Below are 21,991 nucleotides of genomic sequence, written 5' to 3'. Positions count from 1 at the left end.
GGGACCGGGCAACAGTGACCGAGCGAGTGGACCTTGCCGGCACCAACTGATTGACCGACAACACGAGTTCAAATTAGGAGGCCAGGCATGGGGTGGGAGCGAACGGGTACCGAGGTGCTGCACGCAGGGCCATTCGTCGCTCTTCACCGTGATTCGGTACTCCGCCCCGATGGCAGCGCCGGCGCGTACGAACACGTCACCGTCGACGACGCGGTGCGCGTCGTGGCACTCGATGACCGCGATCAGGTCGTATTGGTGGAAGATGACTTCTACCTACAGCGCCGGCGCGTTCTGCACCTGCCCGGAGGCGGCAGCGAAGGTCAGGCCCCGCTTGATGCGGCACTGCGGGAGCTGGAGGAGGAGACGGGCCTGGTCGCCGACGACCTGCGGCTGCTCGGCGTTATCGATCCGCTGCCCGCGATCACGGCCGCGAGGACGCACCTGTTCCTGGCCTCCGGCCTGCGGCCGGGAATGGTGCGTCGTGACGGCACCGAGATCGGCATGACCGTGCAATGGTGGACGCTCGCCGAGGCAATCGAGGCAGTCCGCGTCGGCCGGATCACCGACGCAGGCAGTGTGAGCGCGCTGCTCCTAGCCGGGCTGGCGCAGCTCACGCAGCCAGCGGCAGATTCACCGGCTGGGTGATGTCGCGCCCGCAGGAGGCGACCAGCATCGGGTGGAGTTCGGTCACTAGGTCGACAAGGGTCCGCACGTCTTTCGCCGCTTGCTCGAAATGCGGCCATGACCTGACCTTCTCAGGCAAAGGCCACTCTCGCGACATGGCACGCGACTCCTGGCTTTCGCCGGGTCTCGCATCCCGGTCGCAGTACTCCACCCAGTTCGGGTGAAGAGCACCAAGGCGCGACGCTACGGCAAGAGCACGGGACGCGAGGGGTGTCAGCTCATGATGCGGACCGACGTCGACCACGAGCTGACCCAACGCCTCAGCAACCTCGTTGCTGAACGTAATCGAACCGCCCACCATCGTGTCGGGGTGCCAATCCTGGGCGGGAGCAACGGTCATGTAGAACGGCGGATACAACCCAAGTCGGACCTGGGCGTTCCATGCCGCTGTCCGCACCAGGGCTTTCTTGCGGCCCAACAGCATCTCGCAATCCTCCCGCAGGTTCAGGCATCTCATTGTGACAACCGACCGTGGCTGACGTAACCCCTGTCGGGCTCGGGGACGACGTCCCGCCGTTCAAAGGTGGCGAGACGCTTGCCCCTTGTCTTCGGATGTTGCGTCCACTGTTCCGGATCGGCGGGATGCCCACAGGTGTACGGCGGGTGGGTGACGATCTGCAGTTGAGTCTGCCACGCGGCACATCGGAACGCCGCCGACGGGTGCTCTTCCGCTGCCCGCACCTGCCCATAGCGCGCGTCAGCCCTTGGACACGCCGAGCGGTACCCTTGCCAGTTCTTCCCACGTGATGGTCTTCGCTTCCGCGTCCGCGGTGACATCGACGAGGTACACGGCGTCGACACGCAAGGGCGCATGGCTCGGTCGCACCCGGTGAAGGAGACGCTGGGCATCGCCAGAGGAGCCTTCTCCGCTTAGAGGAGCTAACAGAATGCTTGGACGCGTCGGTAGGTGATCACGCAGCAGGCCAGTTTGAGGAAGGCTTCGTGGATGTCGTCGCGGATCTCCCAACGGATCCGCAGTCGACGGAAGCCATGGATCCAGGCGTTCGTGCGCTCAACGACCCAGCGGACGGTGCCGAGTCCGGAACCATGCGGCATGCCGCGTCGCGCGATGACCGGCTTGATCCCACGTTTCCACAGCAGGCGGCGGTACTTGTCGAAGTCGTAGCCGCGGTCGGCGAACAGTTGCCGCGGCCGGTGACGAGGTCTGCCGGTGCGTCCCTTGACGTGGGGTATCGCGTCGAGCAGGGGTAGCAGCTGGGTGACATCGTGCCGGTTGCCGCCGGTGAGCCTGACAGCCAGCGGGGTGCCATGGGCATCAGTGATCACGTGGTGCTTCGAGCCCGGTCTGGAACGGTCGACCGGGCTCGGGCCGGTTTTGGGCCGCCCCGACGGGCCTGCCGGTGCGAGCCGTCGATCACCGCCCGCGACCAGTCCAGCTTCCCCGCCTGATGCAGCTCGGTCAGCAACACCTGGTGGAGCCTGTCCCACACCCCAGCCTCGTTCCAGTCCCGCAGCCGGCGCCAGCACGTCATCCCTGAGCCGAAGCCGAGCTCCTGCGGCAGCCACTCCCATTGGATACCGGTATGCAGCACGAACAGAATCCCCTGCAGACACCGCCGGTCGTCCAACGGCAGACGCCCAGCGTTGCGGGATCTGCGCTCACGCACTGGCAACAGAGGCTCGAACCGCCCCCACAAGTCATCCGTTACCACCCACGGCGGACGCTTCCCCTTCCCCATGACCTACCCAACGAGCCATCGCAGACCGAGGCATGGCCACACAGAGGCTTTCTGTTAGCTCCTCTTAATGGTGCAGTCGGGTATCAGAACTCTCCGAATAGCCCGTTCCTGGACAGCACTGCTTTGTCCCCTTCCTCCAAGGTGGGTTGGCCGTTCGCGGAACCGCCTCGCGGTGAGCACGATGGGATTGCCCCCGAGGTGAGTGGTGGGTCCGCCGCATGGCGCTGAGAACGGGAAGGCGAGAGCTTGCCACCATCCAGGAGTTGCTCGCCGCACGATGTGCGATCGCGTCGGCAGACCCTACGCCCCGGACCCTGACGAGCTCGGCGTACGGCTGCACCTGCATCAGGCGCCCGACGTGTAGCGCGGCGGGGCGCGGGCCGGTCTTCCTCCGTCGGCCTCTACTCAGCCAGCTTCAGCTGTAGTGACGAGGAGGTATCCCTCATACCAGCGGGGATCGCGGACGGGCACAGGCGACATCCCCAGGGAAGGGGCGACTTCGGCCAGGGACCGGTAGTCGCCTCTGCGGCCCGGGGCCTGCCGCAGCCGGTAGTCCTGCACCGTGTTGTAGGAGCCGTCGGCGAGGTGCGGCGCATTGCGGGCGTGCCACAACAGGCATGCGAACGCGCGGTACACCGAGCGGCGTACCTGGGCCCACTGCTCCGGGGCGCTGACGAGCACGTGCATCAGGGCGTGCCAGCGGTCGGCGTACGGGCCGGTGGGGGCCGGCCACCCGGTGCCGCCGGGCGTGAGGGTGGCCCCGTCCTCGTCTTCGTCCTCGATCCAGTTGCGCAGCTCGGCCCCGAGCCCATCCAGGTCCAGGTCGCCGATGGTGGCGCCGGACCATCCCATCGCGATCCGGAGGGACTCCGCGACCGCGGCCACCAGGTGGTCGCGAGCCTGCGGGTCGTCTCCGAGCAGGAAGCCGCGGCCGGGCAGCACGGGGGGATCCTGGTCCTGGTGCCAGCGGACGACGGCTTCCGCCCATGGCCACGCGTCGGTGTAGGGGTCGCTGCCGTCGTGGGCGGCCCGGTACTCGTCGGCGAAGCGGGGCAGGACGGCATGGGGGTCAAAGGCCATGGCCGCAGTCTGCCCACTGCTGGCCGTGCCATACGGAGAACGGGGACCGCAGATGGTCCGCGGACCTGATCGGATACGGCCGCATGGTTGGTGTTCGGCGGGCTGCCGCCCAACGCAGATCGGCGGCAGCCGTACTCCAGCGGGGTTCAGGTGTAGTCACGTGTCAGGGACGTGTTGGCCCGTTCCAGGTCCAGTGTGAAGGCGAATCCGTAGTGGTCCGCGTGAGGGCCTGGGTCCACTATCCAGTAGTTCTTGATCGCGGGGACAAGCGTGGGGGTGACGTGGGCCTGGTCCACTCGTAGGAGGCCAGCCTTGCCGGTGGGTGCCAGCGGGGAGGCGTCGTTGCGGAGGGCGGCAACGTGGGCGGCGACGTCGGTGAACTCCCCGTCCATGAACGTTTTGCCGACCACGCGATTGCCCCGCCAGGGATCGGTGGGCTTCTTGCGCCGCAGGCAGCGAGAGGTTCGGTTGTAGGGCTGGACGAGGGCCCAGTCGGGTTCCTCGTCGCCCAGTGCCATGTGGTTGATGTCGCCGCCGATCAGGGCAATCCCGCCGTACCGGTAGGCGCGGGCACACAGCAGTTGGGCCTCTTGGGCGGCGACGTCCGCGGAGTAGGGGGTCAGGTGCGTGCTGATCGCGACCAGCGGTTCCGGCAGGTCCTGAGAGAGGCCCAGAGGTTTGAAGCGGGGCGCGCAGTAGCCATGGTGCATCTCCGAGACGCTGTATTTCGTCTCGGTGCCCAGCAGTTCCAGGGCCTCGGGCTTCCAGGCGACCGCCGTGTTCAGGTTCCTCGATGGTGCCACCGCCAGATCCATCCCGAGGGCCTGTTTCGCTGCCTCGGCGTTGTCGGGGTCTGCCAGCCAGTCGACTTCCTGGAGGAGGAGCAGCTGCGGACCGACGCCGCGGATAACGTCGAGCAGGCCCTCCCAGCGCCCGTCGGTGTTGGCCCCGTACTGGGCGTTTTGGCTCATAACGGTCAACATGGTTCTGTTCTCCTTAGGGTGGGTCGTGCGGTCCCTGTGTCGAGGTGGTCGGTCCGACGCCGAAGGGCGTGTCGATCTGCTCGCTTACCGGCCGATGCCCGTCTGTGCCAGGGGGCCGTATCGGCGGTGGCCGCTCCGGGTGGCTGTGGGTCTGGCCACGGAACGACCAGGCGGGAGGCGACCCCAGCACGTGTCCGGCGGGAAGGTGATGGTCACGCGTGCCCGTGCGGCCAGGAGATCGCTGCATCTGGCAAGCCAGGTCTCGTCGAGCGGTTCGGACAGGATCAGCTCCGACCGAAGGCGGGCGATCTCGCCGGCGTCGGCGGGCGTGGCAAGGCGGGGCAGAGGCATCATGCGCGGACCTCCGTCGGCTCCTGGCTGGTCGGGCGGGGCAGGGACCAGGCCAGCTCCTTCTCGCCGCTGCCCGCGCTGACCCACTGCTCGCCGTGGGCGTCGAGGCAGAGCCTGTATGAGGTCGGCGAACCAGCGGCCCGCCACCGGGCGGCGACGGTCTGGATCTCGTCCCAGATGTCCCGAGGCCCGCAGGCCGTCATCGTCCAGGTGCCGGCGGCACCGGGGCGGACGGTGAGCCAGGAGCCGCACGCGGGGGCGCCGATCATCAGGTGGTCGGCACCCCAGTTCCGCACCAAACCTGGCCGGAGGGCCGCGACAGCCAGCCACAATCCGCGCGGCTCATCGGGCGGCGGTGCTGTGCGGCTGTGGAAGCTGCGGCCGCCGTCAGCGGCCGAGATCCGTTCCACGAACGCCCGTGAGAGGAAGATCCGCTGGAAGCCGTGGCCGGGCCGGTGCCCAAATTCCACCGCCCGCAGTTCGCCCTCCACCCGACCGTGAGCGGTCCTGGTGATCACAGCAAGGCCCGGCCAGGACGGCGACGTGCCGGTCACGCTCGCCAGCACCCGACCGCCCGGGGCCAGCTGCTCCACCCACGCCCACGACACCCACGGAACCGCGTACGAGACGAACACCCTGTCGTACGGCGCCCGTTCCTCCCAGCCGGCCTCCCCGTTACCCGTCACCACGGTCGGGCGGTACCCGAGTTCGGCCAGGTGTGTGCGGGCCGCCTCGGTGACGTGCGGATCGCGGTCGACGGTGACCACGCCGCGCTCGCCGCAGACCCAGCATGCGACCGCGGCAGTCACGCCCGCGCCTATGCCGACATCAAGAACCCGGTGCCCTGCCCTGAGATCCAACTCCCGCAGCAGACCGGCGGTCATACCGACCGTGCTGGACATCGACGTGATCATCCCCCCGGACCGCGCACCGGGCACGCGCCCGAGAAGGGGTTCGCCGTCGTGCTGGATCAGCACACTCTCCCCGCCGTACAGCACACCAAGCAGCTCCTCGCGGTCACCGCGCACAGCCCAGTCCAGCAGGTCCCACCGCGGCGTCCGCTCCTCCGGCGCGCTGCGCCGGACGTACGCCTGCGGCATCAGCACTTCCCGGGGAAGGGAAAGCAGGGCATCGCGCACGAGGCCCGGGCCAAGCGCCCCTTCCGCCTCCAGCTGGGCAACCATCGCCGCCCGCGCGGCATCCGGATCCACCGCGATGCCCGGCTGGGGCGCCCGGGCTCCCGTGCCCGGGCGCCGCACCCGACTTTCGGTCTCCGGCCCACCGCGGCGGCTCATGTGCGTGCCCCGCGGTGCTCGCCGTCACACTGGGATTCCTCAGAGGTGACCTGGTAGGACAACAATTGCTGGAACAGGCCCGGTTGCTGGGAGAGCTGTTGGTAGGTGCCTTCCTGCACGATCCTGCCCTCGTCGAGGACCACGATCCGGTCGGCCACGGCGACGTTGGTGATGCGGTGGGTCACCAGCAGTACCACCCGGTCCCGTGCCAGGTCCCGCAGCCGCTGGAAGATCCGGTACTCCGCCCTCGGGTCCAGGTTCGCGGTCGGCTCGTCGAGGACCAGCAGCCCGGCCTCTTTGAAGAACGCCCTTGCGAGAGCGATGCGTTGCCACTGCCCACCGCTCAGCTCCTCGCCGTTAAGCCACTCGCGGGCGAGGAGGGTGTCCAACCCGGCACCGAGCTTGTCGACGACTTCGTCGGCGCCGGCAGCCTCGCACGCCTCACGCACGGCCGCATCGCCGCGCGGCGAGGGCTGCCCGAGGGTGACGTTCTCGCGCACGGTCAGGGGCCAGTGCGCGTAGTCCTGCGGCACCAGGGCCACCTGCTGCCACAGCGCCTGCGGGTCGGCGTCGCCGGCAGGGGTGCCGTCCCACAGCACCTGCCCGTCCGTGGGCAGGTACAGGCCGCTGACCAGCTTCGACAGTGTCGACTTACCCGAGCCGTTGAACCCGACCAGGGCGGTGACCTCGCCACGGCGCAGAGTGAGTGAGACATCGGACAGCGCGTCGTGGTCCTTGCCCGCGTAGCGGTGGGAGACCGCCTTGATCTCGATCTTCTGCGGCGGCTTGGGCCGGTGCGTGCCCCGGCGCATGCGGTACCCGCCGGCCTTGTCCAGGAATCCGCTCCAGTCGTCCATGTACAGACCCGTGCGCACCGCCCGCGCCCCGATGGCCACCAGGCCGCGGACCGACTGCCCCACCGTCTGCAGGGCGAAGACGGCCGTACCGGCATGCCCGACGCTGATGCGGCTGGTTGCCAGCAGCCACACGACCGCCGCCCACACCAGGGCCGAGCCCAACCCTCCGCACAGCGCGCCGACCAGGGACATGCGCGCCCCCTTGTCGGCTGCGGCGCGGTCCTCGCGGTTGATCCGGGCGACCGTCTGCCGGTACCGGCCGGACAGGAAGCCGGCCATGGTGCCGGCGCGGATCTGGTCGGCGGCCTCGCGGGTGTAGATGTGCCAGCGCAGCACCGACAGCATCCGGTTGTCGCCGTTGCTGCGGAGGTTCGCCAGGTAGCGGGCGCGTGCGGCGCTGACCTGGGCCAGGGCCTGCGGCAGGCTGGCCGCCACCAAGAGCGGCAGGAGCACCCAGTGCACCCCGGCCAGCACGACGGCCCCGGCGAGGAAGGAGGCCGCCGAGGCGATGAGATCCTGCCCTTCGTCAATCAGGTCCCCGGTGACCTGTGCTCCGCGGTCAGCGGCCTCGCGGTCGCGGTTGAAGTCGGGCTCGTCGTAGGCGCACAGCTCCACCTCGGCGCAGCCCGTCAGCAGCATCTGCTCGGCCTCGCGCGACATCAGCGGGCCCAGCCGGGAGGAGAGCCAGTTGACGGTGATCCCCAGGAGCGCTCGCACGCCGGATGCGCCGGCGAGCAGGACGACCGACGGCCACGCCTGCAGAAGCCGGTGGTAGACGTCCCCGCTGGTCAGCAGCGCGGTCAGGGTCCCGCTGATCGCGACCAGGCCCAGGGCCTGCATCACACCGGCGACCCCCTGGCACAGCAGGAGACCGACGGTCGCTGCCCGGTCGACGCGCCAGGCGAGGGCCAACGACCGGCGCACCAACTGCGGCAGGCGCCTGGCCATGTCGCTCATCCGGATCGACCGGCCGGCCGCTTCACGGCTGCCGGTCAGGTCCACGTACCGCATCTGCGAAGCCGGATCGGTCGCTTCTGCCGCTGTGCCCGGCTTGGCTCCTGGGGGGACGTCATGTCCGTCCTGCGGTGCGGCAGGTTTCGTGGCGGGCGGAGGCGGCTGAGGGGAGGTGCGCGGCCCCGGGACACGGTCGGCTGATGCATCGGTGGGTTCGCTCATGCCTCCCACCCCCCATCCGGGTGTGATGAGTGGCGGGCACTGCGGGCGGCAGCGTCAACAAGGCGCCCCAAGAAGCCCATGGACAGATGGGGTTCCAGCAGCTGATGTTCGATATCGGTCGGGGGCATCACGGGGACGGCAACGGGATGCACGGTTCCTCCAGGGGAGTCGCTGATGAGTACAGGTGCTCTAAGAACGGCCCCGATCGCACCCCCGTAACGGGCGCTTCGGAGGCAAATACTGAACATGAGTTCCCATCGCCGACTCGGGCTGTGTGGCCGTTGGCCTGCGCGTGGCTTCGGGTGCTCGAACAGTTCAAATCATTCCTTTGAGGTATTGCAGCAATGGGATTGACGGGGTGTGATCTCAGCCGGGTACGGGCTGCGAGCGCGATCAATCCGCGCTTACCGGCGAGCCGTTCTGGCTCCGCTGGGAGGTTGCTACGGAGCAGCTGGCCAGCGGGATGAAGTGCCCGCCACGCTTCAGCCATGCCTGCGCAACGGCTCGCTGCCGAAGGGGCGGTGCCCGATGAGTTGATTAAGGCCAGCCGATGTCCTGTGCCAGCAGCCACACGAGGCCCATCCATCCACTGGCGATCACGACGAAGACCAGGAACAGGAGCATGAATGTCGCGGCACGTATTGGCGGGTCAGGTTTTGGTGGCTCCGGCGGGGTATGGCCGTGTATGTGCGCCGCGCGTAGGCAATCAGGGCAGTTGGGGTGGTGCGTCATCGCAGGGTGGTCACCTCGCCACGTCGAGGGTGCTCTTCACGGAAGCCTCCTTGGGGGTCATGCGCGGGTGAGCCAGCGGTGGCGTTCGGCGTCGGTGACGATGTGCTGGTGGTGGGAGATCTCCAGCTGGGCGAGGTGGGCGTAGTGCTCGACGACGTCGGGGCCGAGGGCGTCGCGGACGATGGAGCTGTTGCGGAGGGCCACCTGCGCCTGCTTCAGCGTGCTCGGGAGGGGTGGCCCTCCTTCCCGGTAGGCGTTGCCTGTCTCTGGCGGTCCGGGGGTGAGCGCGTTGTCGACTCCGTGGTTGATGGCGGCGACGGCTGCGGCGAGCGCGAGGTAGGGGTTGGCATCCGCCCCGGGGACGCGGATCTCCAGGTGCCGGCCTTCGCCGCGGCCGACGACGCGGATGGCGCAGGTGCGGTTGTCGTAGCCCCAGCTGGCGGTTGTGGGCGCGAACGAGTCGGGAACGTACCGCTTGTAGGAGTTGATGTTCGGCGCGTAGAGCACAGCCATCTGCGGCAGCGCATCGACCAGTCCGGCGATGGCGTGCCGGGCGACCGTAGACAGGGCGTTGCCGGTGTCGGCGATCGCGTTTGTGCCGTCCTTCCACAGCGAGATGTGCAGGTGCAGTCCGCTGCCCATGCCAGTTGCTGGTGCCGCCATGAACGTGGGGGTCAGACCTGACCGGCCGCCGATGGCACGGACGGCGTGTTTGAACGCCAGGTGCCCGTCGCAGGCGGCTACCGCCTCGCCGTAGGGGAAGGTGACCTCCACCTGCCCGGGGGCGCTTTCCGTTTTGATCGCCTCAACGGGAAGGCCGGCGCCGGTGAGGGCTGCCTGCAGGCGACGGAAGAACCGATCCGCGGCCGTCGGGTGGTCCAGTGCGTAGTCCAGGTTCCCCATGGTCAGGGACCGCAGGCCCTGGTAGCCGCAATCGGCGGCCTCTTCGGGGGTGCCCTGATAGACCACGAACTCGCATTCCAGACCCGCCTTGACGTCCAGGCCGTGGCGGGCCAGGCGGGCCAGCTGCCGACGCAGCATCTGGCGCGGGGCCACCTCGATGGCGGCGCCCGCATGGTCGACGGCATCGCCGAGGACCACAACGGTCTTCGGCATCCACGGCGCAAGGCGCAGCGTCGTCAGGGCGGGGGTGACGGCCAGGTCCTGGTAGCCAGTGGCCCATGAGGTCAGGGCGAAGCCGTCCGCGGGGGTCATGTCGATGTCGGTGGCCAGCACGTAGGCGCACATGTCCGCTCCGCCCGTGGCGATACGGTCGAGGAAGTGCCGCGCGCCGTATCGCTTGCCCTTCAGCCGGCCCTGCAGGTCGGGGACAGCCAGCAGCACCGTGTCAATGCGTCCGGAGCCGACCAGGTTCCGCAGCCGGTCGAGGGTGAGGTGGGCCTCGGCAGTGTTGGCGGAGGAGGCTGCTGGCATCACACGATCTCCTGGTCGAAGCGGTCAGCGGAGCCGCCGAAGCCGTGGGCGGGTACGTCGTAGGTGCGCTTGCCTGCCGCCCGCCACCAGAGCCAGGCCAGCGACAGCACGGCGATCAATGCAATGGGCGCGTAGTTGAACGTCTCGGCGGAGACCGGGCTGGTCTGGGGCAGGCAGAACAGCACGGTCACGAACGCCACCCAGACCACGGCGACGGTGCCGACCACCACGCCCCAGCGGCCCAGGTTCCACGGGCCGGGCCTGAACCGGCGGCGGTGCCTGATGCGCAGGTAGATCACGAGGGCGTAGGAGGGGGTGATGCCGATGACGTTGATGCTGGTGATCGCCGCGTACGCGCTCGGGCTGTACAGGCTCGGCACGGCGAGCAGGGCCGCGGCACCGACAGCCAGCCAGACCGCGTTGCGGGGCGTGCCGGTTCGGGAATGCACCCGCCGCCACAGGCCCGAGCCCGGCAGGGCACCGTCCCGGCTGAACGCGAACACCATCCGGGAGGCGGCGGCCGTCTCGGCGTTGCCGCAGAACAGCTGGGCGATGATGACGACCAGCAGCAGCGCCTTCGCCCCCGCCACACCCAGGGCATCCAGGAAGATCTGGGCGGGCGGAACCCCGGTCGCGGTGGCGCGGGTCGCCGCATAGTCCTGGATGGCGAACGTCAGGCCGGCCAGCAGGACGAAGCCGGCCGCCCACGACCAGCCGATCGCCCGCATGATGCCGCGGGAGGCGCTGACCTGGGCGTTGGTGGTCTCCTCCGACAGGTGCGCGGAGGCGTCGTAGCCGCTGAAGGTGTACTGCGCCAGCAGCAGGCCGATGAGCGTGACGTACACCGGGCTGGACCAGCCGGTGTCATTGACGAACTCGCCGAAGACGAAGCCGGGCGACTGGTGGTGGGAGGGGACGAACGCCAGGGCACCGACGATCACGGCGACGCCGGCCAGGTGCCACCACACACTGATGCTGTTGAGGATGCTGACCAGCCGCACACCGAACAGATTCAGCGTGGCATGCAGCGCGAGGATGATCAGGTAGATGACCATGGTCTTGCCCGCACTCGGCTCGAAGCCGAATTGCAGGTTCAGCCAGGCGCCGGTGAATTGCGCGGCTCCGTAGTCGATGCCGGCGATCGCACCTAACAGCCCCAGCAGGTTCAGCCAGCCGGTGTACCAGCCCCACTTGCGGCCGCCGAGCTGCTCCGCCTGGAAGTACAGGGCCCCCGACGTCGGATAGGCAGAGGTGACCTCGGCCAGTCCGGCGCCGACGAACATCACCATGATGCCGACGGCGATCCAGCCCCACATCATCACCGCGGGGCCGCCGGTGGTCAGGCCGAAGCCGTAGAGGGTCATGCAGCCGGACAGGACGCTGATCACAGAGAAGGAGATGGCGAAATTGCCGAACGATCCCATCCGGCGAGTGAGGACGGGGTCGTAGCCCAACTCTCGCAAGTGGACATCATCCGGGGTGGGTTGAGCACGAAGGGAATGATGGGGCGGACCCGAGCGGAACACGAAGACCTCCAGAACAGTCAGGAATCGAGCAGATGGTCGGGGTCATGCCAAGAGGGCCGGGAGAAGGACGCCGGTTTTCTTCGTCATCTGGGACCGGCGCGTGTGTGGCTGCGGGCGTAGGCCAGCGACTCCCTGCGCGCCCGCAGCATCAGCTCCTCACCGCCGTCGGGCCCCGGCGGGCGCTCCGGCACCGATGCCCACGGCTCGCGCGCCGCGTAAGGTCCCATCGCCGTGAAGACGCTCGCGGCTTCGATGTATTGGTGCCCGACCCACAACGCGTAGGCCAGATAGCTCAGGTCCAGCACGGACCGCAGCGCAGGATCCGCTTCCTTGAACCAGTTGCGGAAGGCGGCGAGTGTATAGGCCAGGGTGTGCTCTTGAGCCCACTCCCGTCGCCACAGTGGGTGGACGCCGCCTTGGGCGGTCTGGAGTCGGCACTGCTCAACCTGCGCATACGCCGGAAGGAGCAGCAGCGGGGAGCCCGACGGTGCCCACGAGGCCACCCACCGCCCGAAGTCGATGACGGCCGCGACCGAACCGAGCGGAGGGTGATTTCGGGCGAGCAAGAACTGCAGCATGCGGTGGAAGCTCTCCCGATTATGCGGATCACGTCGACACGCCTGATTCAGCAGTCCCCACGGTCCCGTCGGCAGCAACGGCTCGGGCGAGGGGACGCGGTGCTCTTCGCGCCACTGAGACCCGTCGATCTGCGCCAAGGCCAGCAGGCACACCCACGGAACCGGGTCATGCGGAGCGCGGCGAGCGGCATGCTCCGCTGCCCGGCGGGCCGCGGACTCTAACTCAGCAGCCCCGGCGTGCTGTTGGCGGTGTGCACGCAAAACCCGCTCCACGAGGACCCGGGCCCGCATCACCTGGGCGTCGTAGCACTGCGGGTCTTCGGCCAGCCACACATCCACCACGTTCGATCCGGCAGCAGCGACCGCCAGTACTTGCGTGCGCGCCGTCCTCGCCATCCTCGTACTGGTATTGAGCAGCAGGTCTTGCGCGGCCCTCCACCGCCCGGCCTGCAGCTCCACCAGGGCTACGCGCAACGCGTCATCCGTGCCGGCCGGGTGATACACCGGGCGATACCCGGAGCGCATCACAACGCCTCACCGACATCGCTCCGGCATCTCGCGGCGGCGACTTCTGTTGCGGCAAGCCGCAGCGCCCCCTCCACCAGTCCGATGTGGCTGAACGCCTGCGGGAAGTTGCCCACCTGGCGCTTGAGCTTGGGGTCCCACTCCTCGGCCAGCAGACCCAGGTCGTTGCGGAGCGAGAGCAGCTTCTCGAAGAGCTTGCGGGCCTCGTCCACCCGGCCGATCATCGCCAGGTCGTCGGCGAGCCAGAACGAGCAGGCCAGGAACGCCCCTTCGTCCCCCTCCAGGCCGTCCACGCCGACGCCCTCACCGGCCGTCGGGTAGCGCAGCACGAAGCCGTCCTCGGTGGACAGCTCCCGCTGGATCGCCTCGATGGTGCCGATGACGCGCTTGTCGTCCGGCGGGAGGAAGCCCATCTGGGGGATGAGCAGCAGCGAGGCGTCCAGTTCCTGGGAGCCGTAGGACTGGGTGAAGGTGTTGCGCTCCTTGTCGTACCCGTTCTCGCAGACGTCCCGGTGGATGGTCTCGCGCAGGTCCTTCCAGCGCTCCAGCGGGCCGTCGACATCGCCGGACTCGATCAGCTTGATGGTGCGGTCGACGGCGACCCAGGTCATGACCTTGGAGTGGACGAAGTGCCGGCGCGGTCCGCGGACCTCCCAGATGCCCTCGTCCGGCTTGTCCCAGTGCCTCTCCACCCACTCGATCAACTTCAACTGAAGGCTGGCGGCATGATCGTGCGGATCCAGACCGTTCTCAAAGCCCACATACAGTGCCTCGATCACTTCGCCGTAGACATCGAGCTGCAGCTGTCCGGCGGCGCCGTTGCCGACCCGTACGGGCTGCGAATTCTCGTACCCGGGGAGCCAGTTGAGGTCGTTCTCGCCCAGCTCCCGTTCGCCGGCAATGCCGTACATGATCTGGAGGTTGTCCGGGTCGCCGGCCACTGCCCGCAGCAGCCACTCCCGCCAGGCTCGCGCCTCTTCGCGGTAGCCGGTGCGCAGCAGGGAGGAGAGGGTGATCGCCGCGTCCCGGAGCCAGGTGAAGCGGTAGTCCCAGTTGCGGACGCCGCCGATGCACTCCGGCAGCGAGGTCGTCGGCGCCGCCACGATGCCGCCGGTCGGTGCGTAGGTGAGGGCCTTGAGGGTGATCAGCGAGCGGACCACGGCGTCGCGGTAGGGGCCGTGGTACGTGCAGTGCTCGACCCACTCGCGCCAGAACTCCTCGGTGGCCTCCAGCGACCCTTCCGGGTCCGCCACGGTCGGCGGCTGCTTGTACGAGGGCTCCCAGCTGATCGTGAAGGCGATCCGCTCACCCGGCGAGACGGTGAAGTCAGAGAACACCGTCCCGCCGTCGTTTCTCGCGGCTGCCGAGGTGTCCAGCCAGATGGAATCCGGGCCTGCCACGGCGACCGTGCGACCGTCGATCTTGTGCACCCAGGGCGCCACCGAGCCGTACGCGAACCGCATCCGCAGCTCCGAGCGCATCGGGACGCGTCCGCTGACGCCCTCCACGATGCGGATCACCTGCGGCGCGCCGTCCCGCGGCGGCATGAAGTCGATCACCCGGACCGTGCCGTGGGGGGTGTCCCACTCGGACTCCAGCACCAGGGAGTCGCCCCGGTAGCGGCGGCGTCCGGCGGACTCGGGGCCGACGCCGGGATCATAGGCCGGGCTGATCCGCCAGAAGCCGTGCTCCTCGGTGCCCAGCAGGCTCGTGAAGACCGCCGGTGAGTCGAAGCGGGGCAGGCACAGCCAGTCGACCGTGCCGTCCCGGCACACGAGAGCGGCAGTTTGCATATCGCCGATGAGTGCGTAGTCCTCGATGGGCATGGACATGGCGTATCCGATCATCTGTGTGGGCGCGGGTCAGGGAGAGGTACAGCGTCCAGGAACCGTTCGGTGATGCGGTCCTTGGTGAAGTCGAGTGATCGTTCGTAGGCGGCCTGTGCTGTCTCGCGGTAGGTGCCAGGGGAGCTGAGGAGGGCCCGTGCGAGGGCCAGGAGGGTGTGCGGCCCGTGGCGTGGTCCGGCCAGCAGAGACCGCCCGCGCTCCGTCGGCCCGATGAGCTCGGGCATGGCCCCTGTCCGGTAGCCGATGACCGGCACTCCGACGGCCATCGCCTCAAGGGCCGCCATTCCGAGCGACCCAGGTGGTGACGGGGTGATGACTACTGCGGCCCGCGACAGCCACGCAGGGACGGCGTGCCAGGGGAACTCACCGGACCAGACCATGTGCGGCGCCCGATCTCCGTCGCTCGCCAGGTGCCTGCAGGCTTCCACCAGGGCGATGCCAGCTGGCCCTGTCTTGAGAAAGTGCGTCGCCGCGGCAACACAGACGGGCAACTCCCACTGCCGCTGGGAGGTTGGTTGCTGCTGGGCCGCCTTCAGCAGCGCGAGGATGCCGTCGGAGGTTTCGCCCACCGAGGCCAGGATGCGCAGGTTCCCCGATTGCTGACGCCGCAGGACACTTACCGGGCGCGGCGTCGGAGGCTCATGGAGCAGAGCGTGGGGGACAACATGCCACGTCGATGTATCCCAGCCGTGCTGGCGTGCCGCTGACAGCACCGACATCGAAGGGACGAGCACGGCATCGGCGCGCCGCAGCGCCTCTGCTGCATCGCGGTCATCGGGCAGCCGGTTCACGGCCAGCACACGGCGCACCCCGTCCGGGAGGTCCGCGCGCAACCGGCCCAGGCCCCACAGCGCGTCCGTGAACAGCACCGTGTCGGCGTTGTACTGGGCGATCAGCAACCACAGTTGGCGCTGAAGCCCCGACGTGCATTCGTCGATGGCCTGGCGAAGCTTGTCGGGCGAGCAGGGCAGGCTGATGGGCAGGTCGATCTGCTCCACGACCACACCCGCGAGCCCAGGCCCGGATATGGGTGGGGCTGCGGTGACGATCACCGCCCGGTGCCCGGCCGATGCCAGGCCGGCTGCCAGGGCCGCTGCGGCCTTCTCGGCCCCAGATGCCGCGTTCACGTGCCAGGCCAGGGAGACCACCAGCACACTCCGGCGGTCACACACAGCCGCGAGCTCGCTCTGCGGGGGCGGAAAGGTAGACATTGGGGTTCCTCGCTGGCCTGCTATGTCCAGGGCATTCACAGGCGCACTCCGCTCGCGAGCAACTTCATAGTGGTGCGGGCGCGTTCGGTGACTTCGGCATCATGGACGTGGGTTCCCCACACCAGGCTGTCGGCGGCATCAATCGCCGCCAAGGCCGACAGCACCTTCCGTTCCGGGTCCGTCAGCTCTCGTCCGTATCCGGTGAAGAACATCCGGCGGAGCCGCGGGTGCCGCTCCCACGGTCCTGCGGCCAGATGCACGAAATCGTCCACAGCCAGTGCAGGGCGCGCCTGCTCGAAATCGAGCAGTGCGGTGGATCGGCTGGGGGCGTCCCACAAAAGGTTGTGCTCCTCCGCGTCTCCGTGCACGAAAGCCGTAGGGCACGCCTCCAGATGAGGCAGTTCCCTGGCCAGGCAGAGCACCGTCTCCTGCTCGGCGTCCGTGAGGAGGTCACGGGCGGTAGCCACGGCCTTGGCCGCGGCAGCCGTTCGTGCGCGGACCTCCGCGACGACATCGACTCTGGCCTTACTGGAGACCACCGGAGCGTCGTGAAGCTCGCGCAGCAAGTAGCCCGCCTGGCGGTGCACCTGGATGAGGTCGTTCATGGCCAGCGCCGCCATCGCCACCGTCTGACCGGGGGCTGCGGTAAGAAGCAACGCCAGCTGGCCGGGATCGGTGGCCTGGAGCCGCGGAGCGCGGCCGGGGCCAAGGACGGGTACCGCGAACCGGTAAGCGTGAAGTTCGCGGTCGTAAGCCGCCTTGGTGGAAGAGATCTTGAGGAAGAACCGGGTGCCGTCCGCACAGGTCAGCTCCCAGACCATGGAGCTCGCGCGGCCCCATGAGGCGTCACGCACCACCGTGATCGTGCCGAGCACGCATGAAGCCCAATCGAGCGCGCCTCCGGGAATGCTCGTCCGACGGGCCGCCGCGGGGGTGCCGGTCAATGCGTCCACCCCATCTCCGTGTAGGTACGCCCGGTGGCGATGCCCTCCAGCGCTGGGCGGGTGTCATCGACCAGCGGTTCGCGCCGCGCATGACGTGGGAACCAGCCCAAGTCGCCGCAGTCGTCCGGCTCGTTGACCTTCGGAGCGTTCTGCCACCGGTGGACACGGAACAACAGCTGCATCCGGGGCTGGTGATCGCCGGCATCGAGGAGGTGCACGGTATGAACCAGCTCCAGGTACTCCTCACGGATATCAACGTCGAGCTCTTCCGCAGCCTCGCCAACCGCGTACCGATGGGGGCTCACGAACTCGACGTGGCTGGCCGGAACTTGCCAGGTGCTCACCATGTACAGGGCACCGACGGCACGAAGTCCGAGGAGCACGCTGTTGTCGTGCTCGAACACAAGAGGCGCGCCGATCACGTTCACCTGGTGGCTCATGAACACTCCTCGATGACAGCCTGTCGAATCGCCTGTCCGCCTTCGGGCCGAAGCGGTGCAGGCGGAGCGAAGACCGGAGTGCTGGTCAGGCAGCCGCGGCTAGGAGCCGCGGTCTCCACGAACGCATCGCATCCAGCTGCGCGGTAAGAGCCCCGAAGTCGGTGACAGCCGTTGGATCTTGAGGGAGGAGCCATAGACGTAAGGACTGGCACCCGCCTCGTTGAGAGCGCTGGTCGTCGTAGGGACAATCCAGATGCCGCCCCCCTCACCCTCAGGCGCTCGCCGAGGAAGGTGTCCGTCGCCTGCGGTTCCACCGGTATGTGCAGCCAGCGGTGCAACTGGCACACGAGCGCAGGCCCGACAGTCGCTCCATCCGCGAGCAGAGACTCCAAGGTCGTCAGTCCCAGCGAAGGGCGGACGGAGAGAGTTGCCCATTCTTGACCGGGCAGTGGCTCTGGGTGAGGTGTCTCTCCAAATTGGCACCACCACGGAAATGTGGTTCTGAGCTCTGCGCGCGAAGAGGCGGACGCGAAGCTGGTGGCTGGCATCGCTTCACGCGTACCGGACGGAGGGCTGATGGCCGCCACTCAGGACGGACTGCCCGGACCTCGTCCTGCGGTTGCCGATGCGGTTGGGGGCGACGCTTCGGCCATCGGGGAGGATCGCGCCGGTGTCGTGGAGGAGCACCACGCCGTTACAGAGGAGCGACCAACCTTGTTCCGGGTGCTGAACCCGCACGTGAGCGGCTTCGCGATCAGTCGCGTCGGGGCCTGGACACTGCGGTCGGTGCAAACACATGTAAAAACAGATCCTCTCTGGTCAATTCCTTTGGTGTCTGGCTGGCCAGGAACGAGAAGGGCGGTCTCGGCAGGTACACGGCCTGGGAAGGTGGCTGGCTGGAGTGAACCTGTCGATCGCTGCATCTCCCCTTCCGGTCGCGAACGGTCGCCTCAACGGCTGAATCCGGCCAACACAATGCATCGGTGTGGCACTCCATCTGGCTGAGCACAGAGCCGCAGTACGCCAATGCCTTCTGAAATCAGGGCCGGGTCAGGTCAATTGAGCAGGTGGCGGGGCGTCTACCGGGCTGCTCCCGCTTGTCGGTGGGAGGTTGAGGATGCCTGCCGGGCCTCCTCGCCGCACATCCCGGCGGTGATATCACTGAAGTGATAACGAACAAACGCTGTGTGTTGGTCGAGGGCAGGGGACAGGAGGCGTGATGGTCGGAGAGGAGGATCGTCGCTGTAGCCGGTGTGGTTGCCGGTTGAGTCGGTACAACGCCACTCCGCGGTGCGGGGCCTGTGCTCGTGTCGTTGGGGCCGGCGACGTGGGTCTGCCGTCGTCGAGGGTGCCGGAGCATGTTTGGCGGGATCACCAGGTACGGGAGGCCCTGTCCGCATGGGACCTGGGGAGGATGCTGGGCCTGGTGCGCCGGCTGGCCTCTCTTCGGCAGGAGGACATGGCGCAGATGACGGGGCTGAGTCAATCTGCCTTGTCCATGCTGGAAAATGGAACTCGGTCTCTCACGCACATCGACAAGATCACCAGACTGCTTGATGGACTAGCAGTTCCCCCTGAGCTTGTACGGCTGCCGCTTGCACGTTCTGCCGCCCCACCTCGCACGTTGGCAGGTGATGGTTGCGCTACTCCAGCGCCAGAGGACATCCCGCCCTACGAATGGGAGAGCCCACTCGCTGTCGCGAAGAGAATGAACGCCACCACCTCCTCGAACACTGATCCCGTGACCGTGAAGGTGCTGCACCGGTCGGTGGAGGACATCGTGGCGCAGTACGAGGCCAGAGGCCCGCACCGAATGGCGCCCGAGACAGAAGAGCTACGCAGGTACCTGCAAGAACTCTTGGAAGGCCGACAGCCACCCCGTCAGCAGGAGGCGCTGTTCCGCCTGGCGGCACAAGCTTCCGGACTGCTTGGCTACATGGCGGTGAATGCTGGACGTGCCTCTTTGGCGGAGGCGTACTGCACCGAGGCCGAGGAACTCGCGAGTGCCATTGGCGATCAAGAGCTTTTGATGTGGATCGCGGGCACTAGATCCCTCAACGCCTATTACTCGGGCGATTTCGTCACGGCCGTTGGTTGGGCGGACGCTGGCATAGACCTCGTGCCGGGGCATCCGCAGGCCATCCGGTTGCTGGCCAATGGGCGGGCGCGGGCTCTGGGCAAGATGGGCGACAGGGCGGGAGCCGAACGAGCACTCGCCGAGGCAGAGGAACTGACCGCGCGGCATCGGCTACCTGGCGGGCTGACCTCCTGCATCTCCTTCGCACCGTACAGTCCGGCCCGAACGTTGGCGAATGCTGCTACTGCCCATCTTGCCCTCGGCGACACTCAGCGAGTCCTGGAGTGCGCCGACCAGATTGACGATTTAGTGGAGCAGTCCGATTCTGCATGGAGCCGCGCTTTGGTCCGTCTAGACGTGGCTACGGCACTCCTGAATGGTGCAAGTCCGGAGGTTGAGCACGCGATGGCGATTGGGCAGCAGGTGCTCTCGGCCGGTAGCGGCCCGCCGATCCGTTCTGTCGTTCAACGTGTCGGCGAGTTGAACGCATTTGCAGCACGCTGGCGAGGTCAGCCAGAGGTACGGGAGTTCGTCGAAGCGCTCCAGACGTGGAGGGCGACCCCTCAGACACAGCTCATCGCCAAGGTCTGCGACGATGGCTCAGCCGTGTGACCGATCGAGGAGTAGCGGGTGCAGCAACTCCAGTATGAACAGGCTTCCTTTCCGCCAGCGCCGCCTCCGTCTCTGGCAGATCCGTCAGTGATCGCAGGGCACGACTGGGCCGCCTTCGGCGATGTGAGCGAGATGGTGAATCACTGGGACCGGCCCGGGTGGACGGCATCCACCCGGGCGTACTACTGGATGATCACCTTCCCTGGTGCCTCCGCACTGATCCAGCGCGCTCGGCAGTGCCAGCAGGCGCTGCGATCCCTCGCCTTCGACGACATTGCCGATGACAGTCTTCACCTGACGCTTGGCCGTATCGGGCCGTCGACGGAGATCTCGCTAGACCAACTGGATCTTTTGATCGCTTCCGTCCAGGCCGCCTCCTCATCCATGTCCCTGCAGGCAGTGCCTATGACCGCCTCCCGTGGCGCGATCCGCTTCAGCGTCGCGCCATGGACACCTCTGATCAACCTCCGCATCATGCTCGCCGAGGCAGGGGATAGCGTCGGCCTGCCGCTCCGGAAGCCGACATCGGGCTTCCGCCCACACATCGGTATCAGCTACTGCAATCGCACGATTCCTGCGGCCACTGTCCGGGACATGGTGAGACCCTTGCGCGGCCTCGACGCCGTGGAGGCGGAGGTGCAGCAGGTGCACATCGTCGAGCTGCGGCGCGAGCCGTCGGCTTACCGATGGGACGTGGTCCGCACGCTGGACCTTCTCCGAGAAGGCGATGTAGAGCAGCGCCCGAGCGCCGTTCCGCGGGTCGGCTGACCAGATCGGGCGTCCTCTACGGTCTGGGATGTCGGATTGTGGGGGCTGCTCGTACTGCGGCGCTATCCTTCGCCGGTTGGTGGGATTTGCGCGACCGGATCAAGATCGTGCCACAGAGAGAGTGGGCTGGGCGACGAGCTCGAACCACATTGTCTTGCCGTCAGGAATTGCAATCATTCCCCAGCGCTCCGCGAGGCTGCCGACCAAAAACAAGCCCCTTCCGCATGTGCCGTTGAGGTCAGCGTCGGCTTGCCGAGTGGCAGGCGGGGATGGATCACCATCTTGCACTTCCACCCGCAGCACAGGCCATGTCCATGTGACACGGACTGAAATCTGGGCCGCCCGTGTATGTTGAATTGCATTAGAGACGAACTCACTCACCAACAGAGTGGCTGTGTCGCTGAGTTCGCCTGCTCCCCAGATAGATAGAGCCTCACGTACGCTGGCGCGGACCTCTGTCACGAGGGCGGCGTCGGCCACAAGCGCCACCTCCAGGCACTGTGGGAGGCCATCCACTACATCGGCCATCTGGCAACCGCCTCTCGTTCGCCCGCTACTCGCACAGTCACGCGTAGCAATCGACTGTGTGCCAGGGTGCGCTCTCGCGACGGCCGTGCCCACCGCGGCGGTCATATCACTCGTGTGATATCGGCTTGGGGGATGCTGAAGGGGCCAGGTTCTGGACACCAAGCTGGAGGCAGGCTCATGCACGGGGACGAACGGCGGTGCACCAGGTGCGGCTCCACCCTGAGCCGTTACAACCCAGAAGCGAAATGTGGACCATGTTCACGGCCAACGGTCGCGTGGCCTTCTGTACCGCCGCGTGTGTGGCGAGATCCCCAGGTACACCGAGCGTTGGCGGCCTGGGACTTTGGGCAGGTCAGCCGCCTTGTACGCGAACGTGGATCGCTGCGGCAGGAGGACATCGCCCTCCTCACGGGGGTGCCTCAGCCGTTTCTCTCGATGATGGAGAGGGGGACCCGCAGGCTGACGCATATCGACAAGATCATTAGGTTCCTGTCAGGGCTTGGCACCCCACCAGAGCTCGTTAAGGTCCCACTGCCCGCTGCACCATTTCGTCCCCCTCAACTGTCCCCCGTCACTGCGGCTACGGACGACCAAGACCCCGATCTCCCGTGGACGGTGGACCGTATGGTGACGGCACTGAACC

At 67.7% G+C, this 21,991-nt stretch carries 19 protein-coding genes and 2 pseudogenes; 5 read left to right on the top strand and 16 right to left on the bottom strand.

Annotated features, from left to right (window positions below):
• The first annotated feature begins 87 nt into the window (after positions 1 to 87).
• The gene (locus STRNI_RS11195) at positions 88 to 645 is read left to right on the top strand and encodes an NUDIX domain-containing protein (RefSeq protein WP_277411138.1); all 558 of its coding nucleotides are present in this window, start codon (positions 88 to 90) and stop codon (positions 643 to 645) included.
• On the opposite strand, the gene STRNI_RS11190 is transcribed toward STRNI_RS11195, so the two are convergent.
• The 15 genes from STRNI_RS11190 to STRNI_RS11120 all read right to left on the bottom strand — a co-directional run bounded on the left by STRNI_RS11190 (position 611) and on the right by STRNI_RS11120 (position 18,161).
• Positions 611 to 1,108 carry a hypothetical protein gene (locus STRNI_RS11190; RefSeq protein WP_277411137.1) on the bottom strand — a complete coding sequence of 166 codons (498 nt, stop codon included), beginning with the start codon at positions 1,106 to 1,108 and terminating at the stop codon, positions 611 to 613. The two genes, STRNI_RS11195 and STRNI_RS11190, sit on opposite strands and share 35 nt — an antisense overlap.
• 273 nt (positions 1,109 to 1,381) lie before the next feature.
• The gene (locus tag STRNI_RS11185) at positions 1,382 to 1,510 is read right to left on the bottom strand and encodes a hypothetical protein (protein WP_277411136.1); all 129 of its coding nucleotides are present in this window, start codon (positions 1,508 to 1,510) and stop codon (positions 1,382 to 1,384) included.
• A 53-nt stretch (positions 1,511 to 1,563) separates the two neighbouring features.
• Positions 1,564 to 2,384, bottom strand: a protein-coding gene (locus tag STRNI_RS11180; RefSeq protein ID WP_266450633.1) for an IS5 family transposase whose coding sequence is annotated in 2 segments (ribosomal slippage) — positions 1,564 to 2,021 and positions 2,021 to 2,384 — 822 coding nt in all. Because the reading frame shifts where the segments join, the coding sequence is not laid out codon by codon here.
• A 405-nt stretch (positions 2,385 to 2,789) separates the two neighbouring features.
• Positions 2,790 to 3,464 carry a hypothetical protein gene (locus STRNI_RS11175; RefSeq protein WP_277411135.1) on the bottom strand — a complete coding sequence of 225 codons (675 nt, stop codon included), beginning with the start codon at positions 3,462 to 3,464 and terminating at the stop codon, positions 2,790 to 2,792.
• A 146-nt stretch (positions 3,465 to 3,610) separates the two neighbouring features.
• A complete protein-coding gene (locus STRNI_RS11170) occupies positions 3,611 to 4,435 on the bottom strand; it encodes an endonuclease/exonuclease/phosphatase family protein (protein ID WP_277411134.1) in 825 nt (274 codons plus the stop codon).
• Between the two features lie 362 nt (positions 4,436 to 4,797).
• A complete protein-coding gene (locus STRNI_RS11165; protein WP_277411133.1) occupies positions 4,798 to 6,057 on the bottom strand; it encodes a methyltransferase domain-containing protein in 1,260 nt (419 codons plus the stop codon).
• A 32-nt stretch (positions 6,058 to 6,089) separates the two neighbouring features.
• Positions 6,090 to 7,961 (bottom strand): ABC transporter ATP-binding protein, encoded by a 1,872-nt coding sequence (locus tag STRNI_RS11160; protein ID WP_277411132.1) that lies wholly within the window; start codon positions 7,959 to 7,961, stop codon positions 6,090 to 6,092.
• Positions 7,962 to 8,915: 954 nt separating this feature from the next.
• Positions 8,916 to 10,292, bottom strand: a complete 1,377-nt coding sequence (locus STRNI_RS11155; protein ID WP_277411131.1) for a glutamine synthetase family protein — start codon at positions 10,290 to 10,292, stop codon at positions 8,916 to 8,918.
• The gene (locus STRNI_RS11150; RefSeq protein WP_277413232.1) at positions 10,292 to 11,716 is read right to left on the bottom strand and encodes an amino acid permease; all 1,425 of its coding nucleotides are present in this window, start codon (positions 11,714 to 11,716) and stop codon (positions 10,292 to 10,294) included. Before STRNI_RS11150 ends, STRNI_RS11155 begins: the two co-directional genes overlap by 1 nt.
• Before the next feature lie 185 nt (positions 11,717 to 11,901).
• Positions 11,902 to 12,921 carry a hypothetical protein gene (locus STRNI_RS11145; RefSeq protein WP_277411130.1) on the bottom strand — a complete coding sequence of 340 codons (1,020 nt, stop codon included), beginning with the start codon at positions 12,919 to 12,921 and terminating at the stop codon, positions 11,902 to 11,904.
• Positions 12,921 to 14,753 carry a glycoside hydrolase family 15 protein gene (locus STRNI_RS11140; protein WP_277411129.1) on the bottom strand — a complete coding sequence of 611 codons (1,833 nt, stop codon included), beginning with the start codon at positions 14,751 to 14,753 and terminating at the stop codon, positions 12,921 to 12,923. Before STRNI_RS11140 ends, STRNI_RS11145 begins: the two co-directional genes overlap by 1 nt.
• A gap of 11 nt (positions 14,754 to 14,764) precedes the next feature.
• Entirely contained in the window at positions 14,765 to 15,979 is a 1,215-nt protein-coding gene (locus STRNI_RS11135) for a glycosyltransferase family 4 protein (RefSeq protein ID WP_277413231.1), read from the bottom strand.
• A 35-nt stretch (positions 15,980 to 16,014) separates the two neighbouring features.
• Positions 16,015 to 16,932 (bottom strand): phosphotransferase, encoded by a 918-nt coding sequence (locus tag STRNI_RS11130; protein WP_277411128.1) that lies wholly within the window; start codon positions 16,930 to 16,932, stop codon positions 16,015 to 16,017.
• A complete protein-coding gene (locus tag STRNI_RS11125; RefSeq protein ID WP_277411127.1) occupies positions 16,920 to 17,363 on the bottom strand; it encodes an NUDIX hydrolase in 444 nt (147 codons plus the stop codon). The genes STRNI_RS11130 and STRNI_RS11125 overlap by 13 nt, the downstream gene beginning before the upstream one ends.
• 552 nt (positions 17,364 to 17,915) lie before the next feature.
• On the bottom strand, positions 17,916 to 18,161 hold the full coding sequence (locus STRNI_RS11120; protein WP_277411126.1) for a DUF5999 family protein: 246 nt from the start codon (positions 18,159 to 18,161) through the stop codon (positions 17,916 to 17,918).
• 421 nt (positions 18,162 to 18,582) lie between these two features.
• Here STRNI_RS11120 and STRNI_RS41330 point away from each other — a divergent pair.
• The 3 genes and pseudogenes from STRNI_RS41330 to STRNI_RS11105 form a co-directional block, all read left to right on the top strand.
• A pseudogene (locus tag STRNI_RS41330) lies at positions 18,583 to 18,891 on the top strand (helix-turn-helix domain-containing protein); the annotation flags it as partial.
• 213 nt (positions 18,892 to 19,104) lie between these two features.
• On the top strand, positions 19,105 to 20,052 hold the full coding sequence (locus STRNI_RS11110) for an NsdA family TPR-like regulatory protein (RefSeq protein ID WP_277413397.1): 948 nt from the start codon (positions 19,105 to 19,107) through the stop codon (positions 20,050 to 20,052).
• An 18-nt stretch (positions 20,053 to 20,070) separates the two neighbouring features.
• Positions 20,071 to 20,820, top strand: a complete 750-nt coding sequence (locus tag STRNI_RS11105) for a 2'-5' RNA ligase family protein (RefSeq protein WP_277411125.1) — start codon at positions 20,071 to 20,073, stop codon at positions 20,818 to 20,820.
• 99 nt (positions 20,821 to 20,919) lie between these two features.
• Here the strand turns inward: STRNI_RS11105 and STRNI_RS11100 are convergent, their stop codons facing one another.
• A complete protein-coding gene (locus tag STRNI_RS11100) occupies positions 20,920 to 21,348 on the bottom strand; it encodes an ATP-binding protein (protein WP_277411124.1) in 429 nt (142 codons plus the stop codon).
• 132 nt (positions 21,349 to 21,480) lie between these two features.
• Here STRNI_RS11100 and STRNI_RS11095 point away from each other — a divergent pair.
• Positions 21,481 to 21,852, top strand: a pseudogene (locus tag STRNI_RS11095) (helix-turn-helix domain-containing protein); the annotation flags it as partial.
• Between the last annotated feature and the right edge of the window lie 139 nt (positions 21,853 to 21,991).

This window comes from Streptomyces nigrescens, assembly GCF_027626975.1.
GTDB classification, from domain to species: Bacteria; Actinomycetota; Actinomycetes; order Streptomycetales; family Streptomycetaceae; genus Streptomyces; species Streptomyces nigrescens.
Note: the sequence above shows the minus strand (reverse complement) of the source record. Positions and strands in the feature narration are given on the sequence as shown.

Excerpts from the sequence above, each read along its gene's own strand:
- STRNI_RS11195 (WP_277411138.1), top strand. The coding sequence starts at position 88 with ATGGGGTGGGAGCGAACGGGTACCGAGGTGCTGCACGCAGGGCCATTC.
- STRNI_RS11160 (WP_277411132.1), bottom strand. The coding sequence starts at position 7,961 with ATGCGGTACGTGGACCTGACCGGCAGCCGTGAAGCGGCCGGCCGGTCG.
- STRNI_RS11150 (WP_277413232.1), bottom strand. The coding sequence starts at position 11,716 with ATGGGATCGTTCGGCAATTTCGCCATCTCCTTCTCTGTGATCAGCGTC.
- STRNI_RS11190 (WP_277411137.1), bottom strand. The coding sequence starts at position 1,108 with ATGCTGTTGGGCCGCAAGAAAGCCCTGGTGCGGACAGCGGCATGGAAC.
- STRNI_RS11155 (WP_277411131.1), bottom strand. The coding sequence starts at position 10,292 with ATGCCAGCAGCCTCCTCCGCCAACACTGCCGAGGCCCACCTCACCCTC.
- STRNI_RS11125 (WP_277411127.1), bottom strand. The coding sequence starts at position 17,363 with ATGAGCCACCAGGTGAACGTGATCGGCGCGCCTCTTGTGTTCGAGCAC.
- STRNI_RS11135 (WP_277413231.1), bottom strand. The coding sequence starts at position 15,979 with ATGTCTACCTTTCCGCCCCCGCAGAGCGAGCTCGCGGCTGTGTGTGAC.
- STRNI_RS11175 (WP_277411135.1), bottom strand. The coding sequence starts at position 3,464 with ATGGCCTTTGACCCCCATGCCGTCCTGCCCCGCTTCGCCGACGAGTAC.
- STRNI_RS11100 (WP_277411124.1), bottom strand. The coding sequence starts at position 21,348 with ATGGCCGATGTAGTGGATGGCCTCCCACAGTGCCTGGAGGTGGCGCTT.
- STRNI_RS11140 (WP_277411129.1), bottom strand. The coding sequence starts at position 14,753 with ATGTCCATGCCCATCGAGGACTACGCACTCATCGGCGATATGCAAACT.
- STRNI_RS11170 (WP_277411134.1), bottom strand. The coding sequence starts at position 4,435 with ATGAGCCAAAACGCCCAGTACGGGGCCAACACCGACGGGCGCTGGGAG.
- STRNI_RS11120 (WP_277411126.1), bottom strand. The coding sequence starts at position 18,161 with ATGTGTTTGCACCGACCGCAGTGTCCAGGCCCCGACGCGACTGATCGC.
- STRNI_RS11145 (WP_277411130.1), bottom strand. The coding sequence starts at position 12,921 with ATGCGCTCCGGGTATCGCCCGGTGTATCACCCGGCCGGCACGGATGAC.